Origin of the sequence: Pseudonocardia sediminis (assembly GCF_004217185.1) — a bacterium.
Lineage (GTDB): Bacteria > Actinomycetota > Actinomycetes > Mycobacteriales > Pseudonocardiaceae > Pseudonocardia > Pseudonocardia sediminis.
Map to the genome: position 1 here is coordinate 4,037,609 of NZ_SHKL01000001.1, position 17,845 is coordinate 4,055,453.

At 72.7% G+C, this 17,845-nt stretch carries 21 protein-coding genes and 1 pseudogene; 6 read left to right on the forward strand and 16 right to left on the reverse strand.

The genetic code is table 11. The annotated features are described in order from the left end of the window. Nucleotides 1–126: 126 nt before the first annotated feature. A complete protein-coding gene (locus EV383_RS18660) occupies nucleotides 127–1,083 on the forward strand; it encodes a ParA family protein (RefSeq protein WP_242623195.1) in 957 nt (318 codons plus the stop codon). After that, a complete protein-coding gene (locus EV383_RS18665; protein WP_130291094.1) occupies nucleotides 1,080–1,703 on the forward strand; it encodes a PadR family transcriptional regulator in 624 nt (207 codons plus the stop codon). Before EV383_RS18660 ends, EV383_RS18665 begins: the two co-directional genes overlap by 4 nt. Nucleotides 1,704–1,731: 28 nt before the next feature. On the opposite strand, the gene EV383_RS18670 is transcribed toward EV383_RS18665, so the two are convergent. Both EV383_RS18670 and EV383_RS18675 read right to left on the reverse strand, forming a co-directional pair. Then, nucleotides 1,732–2,715 carry a M56 family metallopeptidase gene (locus tag EV383_RS18670; protein ID WP_130291095.1) on the reverse strand — a complete coding sequence of 328 codons (984 nt, stop codon included), beginning with the start codon at nucleotides 2,713–2,715 and terminating at the stop codon, nucleotides 1,732–1,734. Then, nucleotides 2,712–3,143, reverse strand: coding sequence for a BlaI/MecI/CopY family transcriptional regulator (locus EV383_RS18675; RefSeq protein WP_130291096.1), 432 nt, complete (start codon nucleotides 3,141–3,143; stop codon nucleotides 2,712–2,714). The genes EV383_RS18670 and EV383_RS18675 overlap by 4 nt, the downstream gene beginning before the upstream one ends. A gap of 222 nt (nucleotides 3,144–3,365) precedes the next feature. Here EV383_RS18675 and EV383_RS18680 point away from each other — a divergent pair, with 222 nt between their 5' ends. Next, on the forward strand, nucleotides 3,366–3,965 hold the full coding sequence (locus EV383_RS18680) for a DUF4440 domain-containing protein (protein ID WP_130291097.1): 600 nt from the start codon (nucleotides 3,366–3,368) through the stop codon (nucleotides 3,963–3,965). 104 nt (nucleotides 3,966–4,069) lie between these two features. Here the strand turns inward: EV383_RS18680 and EV383_RS18685 are convergent, their stop codons facing one another. The 12 genes and pseudogenes from EV383_RS18685 to EV383_RS18740 form a co-directional block, all read right to left on the reverse strand. Further along, on the reverse strand, nucleotides 4,070–4,375 hold the full coding sequence (locus tag EV383_RS18685) for a gas vesicle protein K (RefSeq protein WP_130291098.1): 306 nt from the start codon (nucleotides 4,373–4,375) through the stop codon (nucleotides 4,070–4,072). Continuing rightward, the gene (locus EV383_RS18690; RefSeq protein WP_130291099.1) at nucleotides 4,372–4,635 is read right to left on the reverse strand and encodes a gas vesicle protein; all 264 of its coding nucleotides are present in this window, start codon (nucleotides 4,633–4,635) and stop codon (nucleotides 4,372–4,374) included. The genes EV383_RS18685 and EV383_RS18690 overlap by 4 nt, the downstream gene beginning before the upstream one ends. After that, complete coding sequence (locus tag EV383_RS18695) at nucleotides 4,632–5,435, reverse strand: GvpL/GvpF family gas vesicle protein (RefSeq protein WP_242623196.1); 804 nt, start codon at nucleotides 5,433–5,435, stop codon at nucleotides 4,632–4,634. Before EV383_RS18695 ends, EV383_RS18690 begins: the two co-directional genes overlap by 4 nt. 439 nt (nucleotides 5,436–5,874) lie before the next feature. Next, nucleotides 5,875–6,124: pseudogene (locus tag EV383_RS18700) on the reverse strand (gas vesicle protein); the annotation flags it as partial. Nucleotides 6,125–6,149: 25 nt separating this feature from the next. Further along, nucleotides 6,150–6,875: a gas vesicle protein GvpO gene (gene gvpO, locus EV383_RS32275; protein ID WP_130291101.1), complete on the reverse strand. Its 726-nt coding sequence runs from the start codon at nucleotides 6,873–6,875 to the stop codon at nucleotides 6,150–6,152. Then, nucleotides 6,868–7,113 (reverse strand): gas vesicle protein GvpG, encoded by a 246-nt coding sequence (locus tag EV383_RS18710; RefSeq protein ID WP_130291102.1) that lies wholly within the window; start codon nucleotides 7,111–7,113, stop codon nucleotides 6,868–6,870. The genes gvpO and EV383_RS18710 overlap by 8 nt, the downstream gene beginning before the upstream one ends. A 2-nt stretch (nucleotides 7,114–7,115) precedes the next feature. Then, nucleotides 7,116–7,892, reverse strand: a complete 777-nt coding sequence (locus EV383_RS18715) for a GvpL/GvpF family gas vesicle protein (RefSeq protein ID WP_130291103.1) — start codon at nucleotides 7,890–7,892, stop codon at nucleotides 7,116–7,118. Next, a complete protein-coding gene (gene gvpJ, locus EV383_RS18720) occupies nucleotides 7,889–8,272 on the reverse strand; it encodes a gas vesicle protein GvpJ (RefSeq protein WP_130291104.1) in 384 nt (127 codons plus the stop codon). Before gvpJ ends, EV383_RS18715 begins: the two co-directional genes overlap by 4 nt. 89 nt (nucleotides 8,273–8,361) lie before the next feature. Beyond that, a complete protein-coding gene (locus tag EV383_RS18725; protein WP_130291105.1) occupies nucleotides 8,362–9,582 on the reverse strand; it encodes an SRPBCC family protein in 1,221 nt (406 codons plus the stop codon). Further along, complete coding sequence (locus EV383_RS31260) at nucleotides 9,575–10,489, reverse strand: hypothetical protein (RefSeq protein WP_165438395.1); 915 nt, start codon at nucleotides 10,487–10,489, stop codon at nucleotides 9,575–9,577. The genes EV383_RS18725 and EV383_RS31260 overlap by 8 nt, the downstream gene beginning before the upstream one ends. Before the next feature lie 959 nt (nucleotides 10,490–11,448). Next, nucleotides 11,449–11,850 (reverse strand): hypothetical protein, encoded by a 402-nt coding sequence (locus EV383_RS18735; protein WP_130291106.1) that lies wholly within the window; start codon nucleotides 11,848–11,850, stop codon nucleotides 11,449–11,451. Then, the gene (locus EV383_RS18740) at nucleotides 11,847–12,035 is read right to left on the reverse strand and encodes a CsbD family protein (RefSeq protein ID WP_130291107.1); all 189 of its coding nucleotides are present in this window, start codon (nucleotides 12,033–12,035) and stop codon (nucleotides 11,847–11,849) included. Before EV383_RS18740 ends, EV383_RS18735 begins: the two co-directional genes overlap by 4 nt. Nucleotides 12,036–12,538: 503 nt before the next feature. Here EV383_RS18740 and EV383_RS18745 point away from each other — a divergent pair. Further along, nucleotides 12,539–12,982 (forward strand): hypothetical protein, encoded by a 444-nt coding sequence (locus EV383_RS18745; protein ID WP_130291108.1) that lies wholly within the window; start codon nucleotides 12,539–12,541, stop codon nucleotides 12,980–12,982. An 84-nt stretch (nucleotides 12,983–13,066) separates the two neighbouring features. Further along, entirely contained in the window at nucleotides 13,067–13,222 is a 156-nt protein-coding gene (locus EV383_RS31265) for a hypothetical protein (RefSeq protein ID WP_165438396.1), read from the forward strand. 25 nt (nucleotides 13,223–13,247) lie between these two features. On the opposite strand, the gene EV383_RS18750 is transcribed toward EV383_RS31265, so the two are convergent. Continuing rightward, a complete protein-coding gene (locus EV383_RS18750; protein ID WP_130291109.1) occupies nucleotides 13,248–15,221 on the reverse strand; it encodes a M13 family metallopeptidase in 1,974 nt (657 codons plus the stop codon). 401 nt (nucleotides 15,222–15,622) lie between these two features. Here EV383_RS18750 and thpD point away from each other — a divergent pair, with 401 nt between their 5' ends. Then, nucleotides 15,623–16,519 (forward strand): ectoine hydroxylase, encoded by an 897-nt coding sequence (gene thpD, locus EV383_RS18755; protein WP_130291110.1) that lies wholly within the window; start codon nucleotides 15,623–15,625, stop codon nucleotides 16,517–16,519. A gap of 4 nt (nucleotides 16,520–16,523) precedes the next feature. On the opposite strand, the gene EV383_RS18760 is transcribed toward thpD, so the two are convergent. Further along, nucleotides 16,524–17,792 carry a cation:proton antiporter gene (locus EV383_RS18760; protein ID WP_130291111.1) on the reverse strand — a complete coding sequence of 423 codons (1,269 nt, stop codon included), beginning with the start codon at nucleotides 17,790–17,792 and terminating at the stop codon, nucleotides 16,524–16,526. Nucleotides 17,793–17,845 lie beyond the last annotated feature (53 nt).

Below are 17,845 nucleotides of genomic sequence, written 5' to 3' on the forward strand. Positions count from 1 at the left end.
TTCGTCTACGCCGTTCGCACGTACATTTCCGGACACGTGTGAAGGTCCTTGTCCGGAGGTATTCCACGGGTCACCCTGCGCGGGACGGAGGGGGCGAATTCACGGATGATCGGTGGCGGAGGTTCTGTGTCGAAACGGTCGAGGAACCGGCGGCGCGACGACGCGTTGACGCGCGTCATCGCGGTCGTCAACGACAAGGGCGGGGTCGGGAAGACGTCGGTGGCGGCGAACCTCGCCGGCCAGTTCGCCGGGGCCGGGTACCGCTGCCTGCTGATCGACCTCAACCGGCAGGCGAACCTCGCCGACGACCTGGGCTTCCGCGGCTCCGACGTCGACGACCGCGGGGCGGGACTGCTCGGCAGCGTCATCGCGGGCACCCCGCTGACCCCGGCGGTCGACGTCCGTCCCGGGCTCGACGTCGTCTGCGGGGGCGCCCGGCTCGAGGATCTGACGCCGGTGATGGTGTCCCGGCTGCAGCACCACGGGCGCGAGGCGTTCCGGGTGCTCGGCGACGTGCTGGCCCCGGTCGCGGTGGACTACGAGCTCGTGTTCGTCGACTGCCCGCCGGAGTCCACGATCCTCACCGACCTCGCGCTGGCGGCGGCGCGGTGGGTGCTGATGCCGACGCGGTCCGACGTCGGCGGCCTGGTCGGGATGACGCTGGTCGCCGACCGGTTCGCGCTGGCCCGGGAGATCAACGCGCGGCTGCGACTGCTCGGCGTGGTCCTGTTCGGCACCGGGACCCGGTCGACCGCCGTGCACGGCGAGGTGCGCTCGGCCGTGGAGAAGGCCTTCGGCGGGAACTCCCCGTGGTTCGAGACGACCATCCGCCACGCCGAGCGCTCGGCGCAGGACGCGCGCCGGCTCGGCAAGCTCGCGCACGAGCTCGAGATCGCCGCGGCGGCCCAACCGGCCTGGTGGGAGGCCCTGCGGATGGACATCACCGCGCCGCGGCTCTCCCCCACCGCTGCCGGGGTGGCCGGGGACTACCGCGCCCTCGGCGTCGAGGTGCTCACCGCCCTGCAGTCGGCGGAGGAGAACGAGCGCGACGACGACCGGCGCGGCGCCGCGGGGCCGGCGTGAGCCCCGCGACGGCGCCCCGTCCGCTGCCCGAGGAGCCCGACGAGACCGCCGTGCCCGGGCCACTGCACGGGCTGCTGGCACCGCGGCGGTCCACGGTCCGCGCCGTCGAGGACGTCCCCTCGCCGGAGGGGAACCCGCCCGACGCCCGCACTGCCCACACCACCGGCGAACCCATCCAGGAAGAGGACACCGTGGCGCGATCCGGCACCCGCCCCACCCGGCCGGCGGAGACCGCCCGGCCCCCGGAGTCACCGGGCGCCGCCCCGGCCCGGGTCCCCCGCCGCCGCGCCCGCCCGGCGAGGGTCCGCGACCGCAAGGACGTCGACCTGCTGCTGCTCGCCGTCGCGAGCGAGGGCGTGGCGAGCGGCAGGGAGTTCATCGACCTGGTCCGCGAGCGCAGCGCCGGGGCGTTCGAGCTGACCGAGCGCAGCGTCTACCACCAGCTGCACCGGCTGCGGAACGACCGGCTGATCCGCGACACCGGCCGCGGCGGAGCCGGACGCTTCGTCCTCACCTCGCTCGGGGAGCGCATCCTGGCCGCCCGCGTCCGGGACTGGGAGGCGTTCTCCCGCGGCGTCGACCGGGTGCTGTTCCCCGGGGACGGGCAGCGCGACCGCTGACGCCGGGGAGGCCCGGCCCCCGCGGGAGTCAGCCCACCGTCCAGAACCCGAGCAGTCCGCCGAGGTCGTAGGCACCCTCCGCGGCGGCGGCGACCACGGCGAGCATCACCAGCACGCAGACCGCCGTCCACCAGGGCCGGGACGGCAGCGGCGGCGCGAGCAGCGCCGCGACCCGGCGCGGGACGACGCCCGGCCGACGCAGCCCGGTGATCGCGCCGGACACGCCCAGCGCACCGGACACCCGGAGCACCCCCGCGACCCGCACCGCGCCGTCCACGCCGAGGGTGTCGACCTCCTCGTCGTGCCCCCCGGTCCGGTAGGCCGAGGCGAGCAGGGCGGCCTTCCCGACCGCGGAGGCGGTGAGTCTGCGGTCCTGCGACACCGCGGCGGCGTCCTCGTCGGCCCACCGCTCCACCGCGAACGTCGCCGCTGCTGCGACCGGGCGCAGCAGCGGGTTCACCGCGGCGGCCAGCCGGACCGCCGTCACCAGCCGGTGGTGTCCGCGGCGCAGGTGGGACCACTCGTGTGCCCGCAGCACCACGCGCTCGGCCGCGTCGAGACCCTCCACCATCCCGCGCGACACCACCACGCGCCCGGGACGACGGCGATCGCCCGGCAACGAGAAGGCCAGCGGGCGTGCGGTGTCCACCTCGACGACCGGATCGTCGCCCTCCGGGATCACCGCGGCGTCGGACCCGAGGTAGGCCCGCCGGACCGACCGCAGCGCACGCCGTCTCCGGACGAGCATGACGGCCCCGGACAGCAGCGAGAGCGGCAGCAGCACCGTCGCGGCCACCGCCACGACCACCGGTACCGGGTTCGGGGACGCGCCGGACGCACCGTGGCTGGCCGCGAGCAGCGCCAGGCTCACCGTGCCGCACACGGCCGCGACCACCGCGAACGCGGTCAGGGTCCAGGTCGCGATACGGGCCGGGAACCGGGCGGCGATGAGCGGGGCGCACCCGGCGGCGAGCAGCGAGACGACGAACGGCAGGTAGACGGCGTAGATCATCGTCCGTCGTCCCGGGGTCGGCGTCCGCCGCGCCGAGACACCGGGGGGTCGTCCTCGCCGAGCAGGTTCTTCAGCAGGACCTCGTCCTCGCCGTTCAGGGCGGAGACGAAGTGGGTCAGCACCGCACGGCGGTCCTCGTGGTCGTCCAGGGCGTGCTGCATGCGGCGCGCCGCCAGGCCGGCCTCGGTCGTGCTCGGTGCGTAGCGGTGGGCCCGCCCCTCCCGCGTCCGGACCAGGACGCCCTTCGCGTAGAGCCGAGCCAGCGTCGTGACGACGGTGGTGTAGGCGAGCTGCTGGTCCAGGCGGTCGCGGACCTCGCCGGCGGTGAGCGGCTCCCCGGCCTCCTGCAGGACCGTCCACACCTCGTCGCCGAGCTGCCCCCGACGACGGCGCGGCGGCGGCGCACCACCACCCGTCCTGTCCGCCATTCGCCCTCCCGACGTCGTCGGGAGCGAGTGTGCCAGTCCTTGCCGGATCAACGGGCCTGGTCCGGGCCTCCGGAGACGGGGAACACCGATTCGTGGCCCCACCCGGCCCCATGATCTTCTACAAACATGTAGATTGTTCAGGCGGACAACGAATCGAGGGGGCGACGTGGACGGCATGCACTGCACGACCCCGGCACGTCGCGGCCGCGCGGTGGCCGGGCGATGACGCCGGGCTCCCGCTGGACGCCCGGGCCGCGCCGCTCCTGGTCCGGACCGCGTGCACGCACCAGCCCGGTGACGCCGCCGTCGGTGCCCGTCATGCCGTCCGGGCCGATCGCCCCGGCGCCGGCGCCCCGGCCTCCGGCCGCGCCCGAGTACCGCACCCCCACCGAGCTGTTCGACAGCTTCGCCGCGGCCTTCGCCGCCGGGAACGTCGACCGCATCGCCGACTGCTACACCGCCCCCGCCTACGTCGTGACGAACGCCCGGACCGTGGTCTTCGCGACCCGCACCGAGATCGTCGACGGCTTCACCTCCGCCCGCTCGCAGTACCGGACGTCCGGCCTGACCTCGGTCGGGTACGAGATGGGGCCCGAGACGCTGCTGAGCGGCGACCTGGTCGAGGTCACGGTGCGGTGGTGTCACCGGGGGCAGGCGGCCGGCCCGGACGACAGCTACCGCTACCTGCTGCGCCGGGTCGACGGGTCGTTCCGGATCCACGTCGCGATGGTCATGGACGCCCGGCCGGAGCCCGGGCGGACCGCCTCGGTGCCGGCCGCGCGGCAGAGTCCCGACGCCCGGCGCCCGGTGCGCCGGACCTGATCGGCACGGCCCTGATCGGCACGGGCCTGATCGACACGGGCCGGATCGACACGGTCCGTTCCGGTCGCGGACGGAAGGGTTTCGTGCCGTTCTCCGGTGGCGGATCATCGATTCCTCGGTAACAACGGACCCAGGGGTCCGAGTTCGATGTTCAGGTCACCGGCGGTGAGTCCGAACCGTTCGGTCAGCTCGTTCATCGTCGATTCCAGATGCATGAGTGCGGTGCCGAGATCCTCGATCTGGTCGTCGGACAGATCACCGTGGTCGACGCGCCGCAGAACCTGTTTCTCCATCAGCTGACGCAGCAGTTCCACGATCGTCAGGACGAGTTTCATGAGATCGCGTTCGACCGAGTCCCGGTCGATCTCGAAACGGGACCCTCCGGGCACGTCCGGCTCGCGGGGGCTCACCCGGGGACCTCGGGCACGACGGGACCCGCTCCGAGCGCCGCGGGGCCGGGCTCGCCCGGCCCGCCGGGAGGCGGGGGCCGGCTCTCGTCGGCGCCGATCGAGACGAGCAGCGCCCGCAGCGACAGCCGGACCAGGTCCACCCCGGCCAGCGAGATCGTCAGGTCACCGGTGAGGACGACGCCACCGGCCAGCAGCCGGTCGAGCAGGTCGACCAGGGCCACCTCCTGGTCGCCGAACACCCCGGACGACGGCCCGGTCATGCGTCCTCCCGCGGAGCGCCGTCGACGGTGTCCGGACCGTCCCCGGCGTCGACGAACGAGTACGGGATCCAGGGGCCGGTGACCTCCACCGTCACGTCGCCGGGGGTCGCCCGCTCGACCGCGGCCCGCCACTCGCCCGAGCGGGCCCGGTCCACCAGGTAGGCACCGTTGAGCACCATCTGCTCGGTCCGCCCGGTCAGGGCGGCGTCGTGCACGCGGTGCCGCCGCGAGCGCACCGACGCCTCGGCCGCCGTGTCGTGCAGGGCGAGTGCGGACTCGCGGGCGGTCTGCACCACCCGCTCCGCGTCCCCGACCGCCGCCCGCCGGCGGCGCAGGTACTCCGCCCCCGACGTCGGCCGGTCGCCGGTCTCGGCTCGGGGCGGGGTGGTGGGCAGGTACACCTTGACGCCGAACTCGGCCCGGCCGTCGAGGTCGTCGAGGACCCGTCCGAACTCCGGGCCCCGCTCGGCGAGGACGGCCCGCACCCGGTCCTCGTCGTAGAACACGGTCGCGAGTGCCAGCGGGACGAGCGCCGCGACCTGCCCGACGGTGTCCACCACGTGGTGGTGGGCGCGGGCGGTCGCGGCGAGCCAGGTCAGGTCCTGCAGGCTCGCCTCCAGCCGCTCGTCGGAGAACTCCTCACGGGGGACGTCGCCGACGAGGGCCTGCAGACCCGCGCCGGCCACCGTGCGCACGACACGGCCGCCGACGCCGGTCAGACCGGCCGGCGCGCGGTCCGGCAGGTCCCGGCCCACGGCGTAGACGTAGACGACCGGGTCCGGCCCGGCGTGATCGGGCACGGCGCTCATCCCTCCCGGCTCTTCCGACGGCGCGACGGCGGGCGTTCGGCCGGGGCCTTGGCACGCCCGGACGCCGCAGCGCCCCGGCGACGGGGTGCACCGTCGTCCGACCGGCGGCGTGGCCGGTCCGCCCCCGGCGACTCCGCTGTCACCGGTGCGGCGCGGGGCTCCGGCTCGGCGTCGTCCTCGTCGGCGACGGGTTCGTCCCCGAACCCGTCCTCGTCCTCGCCCTCGCCGAGCTCCTCGTCCTCGATCTCCGCCTCCGCGAGATCGTCCGGGTCCTCGTCCGGCGGATCCTCGTCGAGTGCGTCGTCGGCGGGCGGGTCGACCTTGTCGGCGTCCCCGGGCTCCGCGAGGGCCGGGGCCCGGGCCATCGCCGCCTCCAGGGCGGCGATGCGCGAGCGCAGCTCGTCGTTCTCGTCCTCGAGCTCCTGACGTCCGGCGGACAGCGTGGGATCGCGCTCCCACCAGTCGATGCCCATCTCCTTGGCCCGGTCCACCGAGGCGACCACGAGCCGGATCTTGATCGTGAGCAGCTCGATGTCGAGCAGGTTCACCTGGATGTCGCCGGCGATCACGATCCCCTTGTCGAGGACCCGTTCCAGGATGTCGGCCAGGTTGGCGCCGTCGACGGCCTTGGGTTCCTGACGCGTCGCCTGCCCGGACGTCCAGCGGACCGTGTCGCTCATGTGTGCTCCTCCGGTCGCGTGGCGGTCATTCGTCGTCCCCGCGCCCGCGGGTGTAGCGCCGGACGCGGCGGTAGGACATGAGCTCGCCCTCGTCGTCGAGCTCGGCGTCGTAGATGGCCAGGACGTCGGCGGAGTTCGGGATGCGCTCGGTCTCCACCACCTCGACGCCCACCAGCCATCCGTCGTCGTTGCGCGATACCGAGGTCACGCCCTCGGGCGTCTTGCCGGTCATCTCGACGATCTGCTCGACGGCCGCCCGCGCCACCGCGCGGGCACCCATCCGCTTCGGCCGCGGTGGTGGTTCCTCCTCGACCTCCGGCTCCGGTTCGACGTCCTCCCCGTCGTCGGGCTCGTCGTCCGGCTCGTCGTCCTCGGCGAGGTCCGCGTCGTCGGCGTCGTCGGCCTCCTCCTCGTCGAAGGAGTCCTCGACCGGCTCCTCCTCGACCGGCTCCGGCGCCGGCGGCTCGGCCTCGGGCTCAGCCGGACGCCGACGGCGTGGCCGCGGCGCCGGCTCCTCCCCGTCGCGGGACGCGCGCCGGCGCACCGGAGCGCCGTCCCCGGCCGGACGCCGGCGAGGGGCCTCACCGTTGCTCGCGCTCGTTGCCGCCGGGCGGCGGCGAGGAGCCTCGCCGCCACGCTCGGGTGCCGCCGAGGCGTCGTCCGCCGGCCCGCCGCGACGACGGGGGCGCCCGTCGTCGTCGGCGGCGGGCCGGCGCCGGGCCGGACGCCGACGGGGCGGGCCCTCAGCCATCCCCGTCTCCTCCTCGGCGTCCGACCAGGCGCCCGAGCAGCTCCTCCTGCTGCTCGTCGCGTTCGGCCTCGCCGATCTCGCCGCGCTCGAACGCCCGCTCCACCTCGTCGATCTTCGCCCGGAGCACCGCCGGGTCGTTCATCTGGCGGTCCGCCTCCGACCCCAGCTTCTCGGCGATCCAGACGACACCCTTCAGCGGCGCCAGCGGAAGTCCGAGCAGGCCACTGAACAGCCCCACGCTCAGGAACCGTCCTCGTCCACCGGCTCCGGGAGGAAGTCGAACGGCGCGACCGGGCCGATCAGCCGCAGCGCGACCCGGTCACCCCACTCGTCGCCCAGCGCGTCGACCGCCTGCTCGAACTCCGACCGGTGGTCGCGACGCACGAGTGCCGACAGGTTCACCGCGCCGTCCTCGCCGCCGGCCTCCTTCACCACGACCGCGACCGCGAACGGCGAGATCCGGTCCTGCGCCGCGTCCGCGTCGACCCCGCGCAGGCGTTCCAGCTCGGAGGCGATCCGCTCGCCCAGCTTGATCCGGTCGTAGTAGGTGGCGTCGGGGTCCTGCCCGCGGATCGACTCGCTCAGCTGCGCCATCTCCGCGTCGCCCTGCAGCATCGCGCCGAGCAGCTGGTCCTGGTCGTAGCGGCCGTGCAGGACGAACTGCACGCAGCCCTCGAGCTGTTCGAGCGCCCAGACGAAGTAGTCGTGGTTCTCCTCCAGCAGCTCGTCGATGACGGCCTGGTCGTTCTCGACGACCCCGCCGAACCGCATCGGCAGCACCGTCATCTCCTCGGCGATGGCGTTGACGACGCGCTCGTGGGCCATCAGGTCCCGGCGACGGCCCAGCGGCTTGTCGACCGGGACGTCACTGACCACCGCGGCGAGACGGCGGTGGTCGAGGACCTCCAGCTCACCGGGCTCCTCACCGACCGGCTCGAGCCCTTCGGGAATGTCCACATCGGCCGCGACGACGGCGTAGACGTACGTCGCGGTCCTCGTCTTCGTGCCCTTGCTCATGACCGACGCTTCTCCTGCTTGCGCTCTTCCCGGTAGTCGTCGAACTTCTCCTTGCCCGCCTCGATCACGCCCTTCGTCGTGCCCTTGGCCCCACCGTGGGTGGCGCTCTCGGTCATCCCCCCGATCGCCTCGGTCAGGGACTTGCCACCCTTCTGGTGCAGGTCGAGCCGGTTCGTCGCCTCCGCGAACCGCAGATAGGTGTCGACGCTCGCGATGACGATCCGCGCGTCGATCGTGACCAGCTCGATCCCGACCAGCGACACCTTCACGAAGATGTCGATGACCAGGCCCTTGTCCAGGATCAGGTCGATCACCTGGGCCAGGTCGCCCTGGGGTGCCCGATCGACCCTGCTTCCGCCTTGACGCTGACTGACGGTCACCCGTCACCATTCCTTTCGTACCGGGTGCCCGGCCGGGGCACCTGGGGAGCTCGGGCCCCGGCCGGGTCCTCCTCGTCTGCCGCGTCGGCTCAGGCGCGGGCGGGCTGCCGCGAACGGCGCTGGGCGCGCCTGCCCACCGGACGTCCCTCGTCCTCGGGCTCGTCGTCCCCGGACTCGTCGGAAACGGCCTCGTCGGCGGGCTCCTCGTCGGCGTCGTCCTCGGCGACGGCACCCTCGGGCGCCTCGTGCTCGGCGTCGTCGTCGAGCTCCTCGTCGGACTCGTCCGCCTCGTCGTCGACGTCGTAGTCCTCGTCGGCCTCGTCGTCGGAGTCCTCGTCGGCGTCCGCCTCGTCCTCGACGTCGTAGCCGTCCTCGGGCTCCTCGTCGTCGTACTCCTCGTACTCGCCGTCGGCCTCCGCCTGTTCCTCGGCGATGGCCTCCTCGTGGGTCTTGACGACCTCGCTGTCCCGGATCTCGCCGCGCCAGCCCTCGAGCTCCTCCTGGTTGACCAGCGTCTCCACCATCACGTGGCGGCGGTAGTGCTTGAACTCGAGGCGGGCACGACGGCCGACGGCGCGCCAGATGTTGCCGGTCTTCTCGAACAGCCCGACCGGGTAGTACTCCATCACCAGCAGGACCTTGGTCAGGCTGGGCGCGAGCTCGTGGAAGGAGACGATGCCGTTGACGTAGCCCTTGGCACCCTGCGAGCGCCAGATGATGTGGGTGTCGGGGATCTGCTCGATGGTCGTCGCGCTCCAGGTGCGCTTCGACCAGAACACCTGGGCCTTCCAGTTGGTCTTCTCGTCCGACTCCTGCTCGACGCTGTGGACCTTCTTCATGAACGTCGGGAAGTCGGCGTACTGGGTCCACTGGTCGTAGGCGACGCGGACGGGCACGCCGATGTCGAGCTCCTCGACGATGTTCATGAACTTGAACTTGCCGCGGCCACCGCCGCCGGAGCCCCCGCCACTCCCCCCGTCGCCGTCGCCGTCACCGTCGTCGTCACCACCGCCGAGGCCGACGGCGCTCATCGCCTTGTCCTTCACCGCGGACAGGCCGCCCTTGATCGCACCGGTCACCGGGTTACCTCCTTCGGCGGCCTCCTTGCCTCCGCTCAGCGCCGACTGCAGGCCGACGCCGCCGTTCTCCGCGACGTCGGTCAGCCGCCCGGTGAGGCCGTCGACCTGGTCGAGCGCGGCGCTGACCGCCTTGTCCGTCAGCGTCTTGAGCAGCGACTGCGCGGCCTCCCGGAGACGGTCGGTCGGCAGGTTGTCCAGCAGCGAGGCGTTCCCCCCGTCGGAGTCAGCCATCGTTGCGGCCTCCCGACTTGCCGGAGGAACGACGGGTGCCGGTGCTGCGGCGCGTGGTGGTCGACGAGGTCGAACGCGCCTTCTTCGCCGGCTCGCCGGACCGCGAACGGGCCGACGACGTGCTGGCCTTGCTCTCCGTCGAACGGCTGGACGCCGCCGCGGTACGGCGGCGCGCGGGGGTGCCCGCGGACTTCTTGCCCTCCGCGGAGCCACCGCGGCTCGGCCGCGTCGCGGCCATCTCCCGGACCGTTCCGTTCGAGGACTGCTCGGGCTCCTCGCCCGACTCCTCCCCCGTCTCCTCCGCCTCGGTCTCCTCCGCCTCGGTCTCCTCCGCCTCGGTCTCCTCCGCCTCGTCGACCACGTCGTCCTCGGACCCGTCGGCGTCCTCGGCCTCCTCGGCGTCGTCGAGCTCGGCGACCTCGCCCTCGTCGTCGTTCTCGTCCGCAGCGCGGCGGCCACCCCGTGCGACGGTCCCGACGGCCCGGCCGCCGGAGTCGAGAGCCTTGCCCGCCGTCTCCGCGGCCGCGCCCGCCGTGTCGCCCGCGGTCTCCACGGTGGCGCCCGCGGCGTCACCGGTCGCACCGGCGACCTGCTCGACGGGCTTGCCGAGGTTCTCCACCCGTGAGATCAGCGAGTCGGTGAGCGACTCCATGCGGTTGCTCGCCGCGGCCATCGCCGCGTCCTTGCCGGCCTCGAGCAGACGGCCGCGCACGGCGTTCTGCAGACGGCCGAGCTCCGGGGAGGCCGAGGCCAGCTTCGCGCCCTGGCTCATGAGCTCGGTGGGTGAGAGGTTCAGCTTCCGTCCGGCGAGGGCGCCGCCCAGCATGATCGCCAGCTTCATCTTCTTCGTGCGTCCCAGGACGTACCCCCCCACCACGGCGAGACCGATCTTCGACGTAGCGCTCATACAGCGTTCATCCTTTCAGGGGTTGACCCGTGGCTCGCTGGACGAACGACACGTCCGAATGACGGCCGGATCCGCAAAGCGGTGGCGATCATGAAATGCAGCCACTCATCCCCCGAAGTACCCGAAAAGACGTCACGCGCCGTTCACCAAGTGGCGGCGACATTACAGCGGTGTGAGCCGGGCCGATCACCACTGTTACGACCAACTTGAATGCGGGACAAACAGTCCGGAACATTCGACTCAATGGCCTGACGCAAATACGACGTGACGGCCGGACGGAGCATCGGCATGGGCTGTTCGCAGCACGTTTCCGGAATCGATGCGGCACCCACCGTGCGACGGCACCAGGACGTTCGGACCCCGGCGCCGACCGGTTCGGTCGCCATCGATGTCGATCTTGCTCGTCGGCTCGCGGTCGGCGCATCCGGGCACGGCGACCGGCGCAACCTGTGCTGGTTCCGTTGTCCCACTGCAGGTTGCGAGCCCGCACGACCGGGTCGACGGGATTTCGCGGCTCTGGGAACCCGACAATCAGGGACCCGGCCGGCACCGTCGACGACGCGGGTGCGACAGCCACCGGACGGTCGGGGGGCGGGCGTCCGGACGGCCCGCCGCCGGTCCGGATGGCGAGTGAACGGCGACGGCACCCCGATCGACCCCGGATCGGTACCCGTGCCGATACACGATCCATTTCCGGCGGGGCTCGGACCACCATCGTTGCGCATGTCGCCCAGAGTGGATCAATGTCCGGGATCGATCCGTCCGATCACATCCTGGTGCGCTGCGGGAAATGCATTTCCTGCGATCATCATCCCGCCCGGGAATTCCATTTCCCGCCTCCCCCTGCGCAATCGGCCGCACACACGACGAAGGGCCCTCCACGACGGACAGGGTCATTCGTCCTGCTGCCGTGGAGAGCCCTCACCCGCACGGTTCCGGCCCCGTACGGGGCCGTCGGCTCACACGGCGGCGGCCCGCCGGTCGGCGACCTCGTCGCCCGGGGCGTCGTCGTCCCCGGTGGTGCCCCGGCCCCGCGGGAGGAGACCGGTCGCGGCCGAGACCAGGCGGGTGCCCTGCTCGACGATCCACCCGAGGATCTCGGCGAGCCGGGCGGCGATGACGCCGAAGCCGGCACCGAGCCGGGCGAGCGCACCCGCTCCGTCATCATCCTCGGACCGGGGCCGCCCGTCGGGTCCGGAGATCCGGTCGGCCACCGCCTCGACGGAGTCGGCGAGCCTCGCCGCGACCGCCTCCAGGACGCGCGAGACGATCTCGGTGATCCGGTCGGCCGGTGTCGCGTCGCCGGACGGCGCCGGTCCGTGGCCGTTCGGCGAGGTGACGACGGCTCCCTGGGTGCTCATCGTGGCCCGTTCCCGCCCTTGACCTTCTTGGCTCCCTGCTTGAGCGATCCCGAGGCCTTCGCCTCGGTCTCGTCGGCCTTCCCCTTGGCCATGAGCTTCTTGTTGCCGGTCACCTTTCCGGCGACCTGCTCGGCTTTCCCCTTGATCTCCTGGGGTTTCTTCTTGGCTTTCTCACTCTTCGGCACGTGTGTTCTCCTGATCGCCGTCGACGTTTCGGACCGGGCTCATGGAACGGTCCCGGCGGCCCCAGGTAAAGCGCTTCGCCCCGGCGCGTCGACCCGGGAGGCATTGTTCGTACGAGTGCGTTCCGACGCTGCTCTGTTCGGCGCGCACCCGGACGGTCGCCGCCCGGCAACGGCCGCGTCGCCGTGGTGACGGGGCCGCGTCATCGCCTACGCTCACGGGGCGGGCCCGGGGCTGGAACAGGGGCGCACAGCCTCTGAACTGCGACGACACCGTCCGTTTCAGCGATCTGGAGTACGGCACACGGACCGGCCGAGGGGGCGGATCGGACGCGCTGCCGCAGCAGCGGACACCGGACCGGGCCTCGGCCGGAGTCCTCGACGGACCCACGGTGCGGGCCGTTCCCGCCGGTGGTCACCCACCGATCCGACGCATGCACGAACGATTCCCTCCGTCACCGGCGAACGATTCCGTGGTGACGGCACATTCGAGAGACGAGGGCGACATGACCCAGGCCGTGGCGGTACGCGAGCGAGACGAGACGACGACCGCGGCCGCCGGTCCGGAATCGTCGCCGAATCCACCGGTCGACAACGGTGAGCGCCTCAAGAACAGTTTTCAGGGACTGCTCGTCGCCCTGATCGACAAGGTCTCCGGCGTGGCGCTGCGCAAGGTCGACGACCTGGCGAGCTCGCTGGAGGACGTCACCGCCAACGGTGGTGTCGGCCTGGCCGCCGCGCTCGGGGCGGGCAAGGCGGTCCTCGCCGGCACCAACCCGGTCTGGGGTGCGGTCAAGGCCGGGTTCGCCGCCCTGGGCACCCTCGCGAAGACGCTGGTGATCGTCGGGCTCGCGCTCTCCCCGGTGCTGCTGATCGTCCTGGCCCTGCTGCTCGTCGTCGCGCTGCTCGTCATCGCGATCGTCCTGGCGATCCGCGCCGCGACGAGCTGAGCGCCGTACCGCCTGTCGCGCAGCGCCTCCGGCGTCACCGCGTGTCGGCTTCGCCCGATCGCGGTCGACTGCCAAGGTGTGACCGTGAGCACACACGCGCCCTACACCGTCCCCTATGGAGACGTCGTGGACGGTTACGTCCTGCGTTGCGACTGCGGCTGTTCCCTGTTCGAGAGCTACCCCACCGAGCGGGAGGCGGAGCAGGCCCGCGAGGCCGCCGCCGACCTCGACACCGGGTGAGCCCCCGCCTCCCCGCCCGGGGAGGTCACCAGATCCGTACGCGGTCGTCCGGGGCCGTGAACATGGCGTCGTCCTCGGTGACGTCGAACGCGGCGTGGAACGCGTCCAGGTTGGTCACCACTGCGTTGCACCGCAGGTCCGGCGGGGAGTGCGGGTCGGTCGCGAGCCGGCGGACCGCCTCCTCGTCCCGGGTCACCGCCCGCCAGATCTGCGCCCACCCGAACAGCACGCGCTGCTCGCCGGTCAGGCCGTCGATCTCGGGCGGCTCGGTGTCGCCGTTCGCGATGCGGTAGGCCTGCAGCGAGATCGTCAGCCCACCGAGGTCGCCGAGGTTCTCGCCGACGGTCAGCGCGCCGTTGACGGTGTGGCCGGGCAGGCCCCGGGGCGTGAGCGCGTCGTACTGCTCGATCAGCTTCTGCGCGCGGGACTCGAACTCGGACCGGTCGGCGGTCTCCCACCAGTCGGTGAGGGTGCCGTCGCCGTCGTAGCGCGAGCCCTGGTCGTCGAAGCCGTGGCTGATCTCGTGGCCGATCGTCGAGCCGATGCCGCCGTAGTTGACGGCGGGGTCGGCCTCGGCGTCGAAGAACGGCGGCTGCAGGATCGCGGCCGGGAACACGACCTCGTTGAGCCGCGGGTGGTAGTAGGCGTTGACCGTCTGCGGGGTCAGCAGCCACTCGAGGCGGTCCACCGGGCCGCCGAGCTTGGAGTACTCGTGGTCGTGGCGCCACGCCGCGGCCCGGCCCACGTTGCCCAGCAGGTCCGCCGGGTCGATCTCCAGGGCGGAGTAGTCCTTCCACCGCTCCGGGTAGCCGACCTTCGGGGTGAACCTCTCCAGCTTGTCCAGCGCACGCTCGCGGGTGGCCGGGCTCATCCAGTCCAGCGTGGAGATCGACTGCCGGTAGGCCTCGACGACGTTGTCGACCAGCTCGGAGATCCGCTCCTTGGCCGTCGGCGGGAAGTGCCGTTCGACGTAGATCTTCCCGATCGCCTCGCCGATCGACGCCTCCACCAGCGACACGCCCCGCTTCCAGCGCTCCCCCAGCTCCGGGGTGCCGGACAGGGTGCGGCCGTAGAAGGCGAAGTCGGCCTCGACCAGCTCGGCGGACAGGTGCTCCGAGCACGACGAGGCCACCCGCATCGACAGCCACGCCTTCCACTGCTCCAGCGGACGCTGCGCCCACAGCTCCCCCGCGGCGGTGACGAAGCTCGGCTGCCGGACGATCACCTCGTCGTAGGCGTGCGGGCCCACGGCCAGGCCGGCCTCCCACTCCGCCCAGTCGAACCCGGGGGCGGCGGCGCGCAGCTCGTCGCGCGTCATGAGCGTGTAGGTCTTCTCCGCGTCGCGGTTCGCGACCTGGTCCCAGGACACCGCCGCCAGCGCCGTCTCCAGGTCCATGACCTGCTCGGCGACCCCGGCCGGGTCGGTCAGGCCGACCAGTCCGGCGAGCTGCTCCAGGTGCTCGACGTAGGCCTCCCGGATCGGCGCCGACTCGTCCTCGCGGTAGTAGGACTCGTCGGGGAGCCCGAGCCCGCCCTGGTCGAGGTTGACCAGGTAGCGGGTCGAGTCCTCCAGGTCGGTCGCGATGAACTCGCCGAACAGCGCCGCCCGGCCGTCGCGCTGACGGCGGCCCAGCAGGGTCGCGAGCTGCGCGCGGTCGGTCACCGCGGCGATCTCGTCGAGCAGCGGGCGCAGCGGTTCCACGCCGAGCCGCTCGGCCCGCTCGACGTCCATGAAGGAGTTGTAGAGGTCGCCGATCTTGCGGGCCTCGGTGCCGGGCTCCGCCGAGGCGGACGCGCACTCCTCGACGATCTCGCGGACGTGGGCCTCGGCGCGGTCGCTCAGCATCCGGAACACGCCGTCCTGCGAGCGGTCCTCGGGGATCTCGTGGGTGTCCAGCCACCGGCCGTTGACGTGGGCGAACAGGTCGTCCTGGGGGCGGACGTCGGGGTCGACCCAGGTGAGGTCGAGTCCGGAGCGCTTCGGCTCGGTGGTGGTCATGGGTCCCATGCTGCCTTGTGGGCCACCGGATCCGGGAGCCGCCGCGCCCGCGTCCCGTCCCCCGTCCGCGTCACCGGAGACGGGCCACGAGCTGTTGCATGGGACCGCCCGCACCGGGTACACACGGGACACCCGGAGCGGTCACGGACCGCTCCGCGCCCGATGCCCGCTCGGTTGAGTCCTCCAGACGCGCGGGCCGACCGCGATCCGGCGGAGCACCCGCCGGAGTACCGACGTCGTCGTGCCGACCGCGCACCGCTCGCGACACCGCTCGAAGCCGTGCCGGCGACCCCGGGCCGGGACTCCCGGCCCGTGACGACGCGACCCGCACGACCGCGCGCCCGCCCTGCCGCCCCCGGCGCAGCGCGGGCCGCCCGTCGACCCGTCGTACAGGAGAACCGATGACCCGAAGTGGCACGTCAGACCTCTATCCCACCCGTGGCGCCGGCGCCGCCGCCACCCTGATCCCGCGCGAGCACCCCACCGTCTGGCCCAGCGCGTACACCGGGCCCGCGTCCGACGGTGACCTGGTCATGCACGACTGCAACGGCTACCTGAAACTTCCCGACCTGCTCACCGCCGGCGAGGTCGCCGACCACTGGGACGAGCTCGGTCGGCTGTGCACCGACCCGCGTGTCCGCGCCGACGAGCGGACGATCGTCGAGCCCGGCTCGGAGGACGTCCGGTCGATCTTCGAGGTGCACCGGCTCAGCGACGCCGTCGCCGAGCTGGCCCGTGACCCCCGCGTCGCCGGGCGGGCGCGGCAGGTCCTCGGCTCCGAGGTCTACCTGCACCAGAGCCGGATCAACTACATGCCGGGCTTCGACGGCAAGGGCTTCTACTGGCATTCCGACTTCGAGACCTGGCACGCCGAGGACGGCATGCCCACCCCGCGGGCGGTGAGCATCTCCATCGCGCTGACCGACAACCACGCCTACAACGGCGGGCTGATGGTCCTGCCGTCGTCGCACCGCGTGTTCGCGTCCTGCGCGGGAGAGACGCCCGACGGCCACCACGAGGAGTCGTTGCGCTCGCAGCAGGTCGGCACGCCCGACCGGGACACCCTGCGGGCCCTGACCCACCGCCACGGGATCGACCAGTTCACCGGACCGGCGGGGTCGGCCCTGATGTTCGACTCCAACCTCGTGCACGGGTCGGGCAACAACATCACCCCGCACCCGCGCTCGAACATCTTCCTCGTGTTCAACAGCGTCGAGAACCCGCTCGACGAGCCGTACGCGGCGGGGCGGCCGCGGCCGGAGTGGGTCGCCTCGCGGGACGCGACCCCGCTGCGCTGACGGGTCAGCCCGAGCGCGACTCCGCGGCGGAGACCTGTGACCGGGCCCGGGCCCGGGCCCGGTCCAGACGGTTCATGATCGGCGAGGCGGCGACGCCGTGCACCAGCACCGAGACGACCACGACGAGCCCGGTCGTCGCCCACAACAGGTCGACACCGGTGAACGGGGCGTGCGTGGTGGCGTAGGCCAGGTAGTAGAACGAGCCGATCCCGCGGATCCCGAAGATCGCGATCGCGGTCTTCTGCCCGCCGGTCCCGGGCCCACCCCACAGCGACAGCCGCGCCACCAGCGGCCGGACCACCAGGACGAGCGCCACCGCGACGGCCGCGGCCTCCCACGTCAGCGGCGCGAGCAGGCCCCGGACCACGGCCCCGCCGAGCAGCACCGTGAGCAGACGCTCGATCTGCTCCACGAAGTTGTGCAGGACCTGGTGGTACTCGTGGGAACGCTCGCTGGCGCGGATCGAGCGAGCGCACAGGAACACGGCCAGGAACCCGTAGCCACCGGCGACCTCGGTGACGCCGTAGGCGAGGAACGTCGCGGCGAGGGCGATGAACCCCTCGGCGTGCGAGGCGATGTTCATCGTCGTGCTCCGGGTGCGGAAGAACATCAGGCCCAGCAGCCGGCCGACCAGCAGGCCGGCGGCCGCCCCGACCACGATCTTGAGCAGGACGTCATCGAACAGCCAACCGCCGACCCACCCCGACGGGGCGGCGCCGAGAGTGGCCATGGCGATCGCCGCCATCACGAACGGGAACGCCAGCGCGTCGTTCAGCCCGGCCTCGGAGGTGAGGGCGAAGCGGACCTCGTCCTCCTCCTCGTCGGGGTCCCCGCTGGGCTCCCCCACCTGCACGTCGGAGGCCAGCACCGGGTCCGTCGGAGAGAGCGCGGAGCCCAGCAGCAGCGCGGCGGCCGGGACGAGACCGGCCCACCACCAGCCCAGGAACGCCATCGCGGCGATCGTCAACGGCATCGCCACGGCCAGCAGCCGCCACGTCGACGCCCAGGCCTTGCGCCCGACCGGTCGGTCCAGCTTCAGCCCGGCCCCCATCAACGCGACGATCACGCCGATCTCGGTCAGGTGCACGGCCAGGTCCGGGTGGGCGATCGGGTCCGGGTCCGGGAGGCCGGGCACCGCGGCGAAGGCCGCCATGCCCAGCCCCAGGAACACGATCGGCAGCGACAGCGGTCGCCCGGCCAGCAGGCGCGGGAGCAGGCCTGCCAGCAGGGCCCCCACCCCGATCAGGCCGTAGGTCAGGTCGAACAGGTCCACGGACGTCCGATCGGTAGTGCGGGGAGCGTGCAGGCTGCGAACGTGCGGGAGAC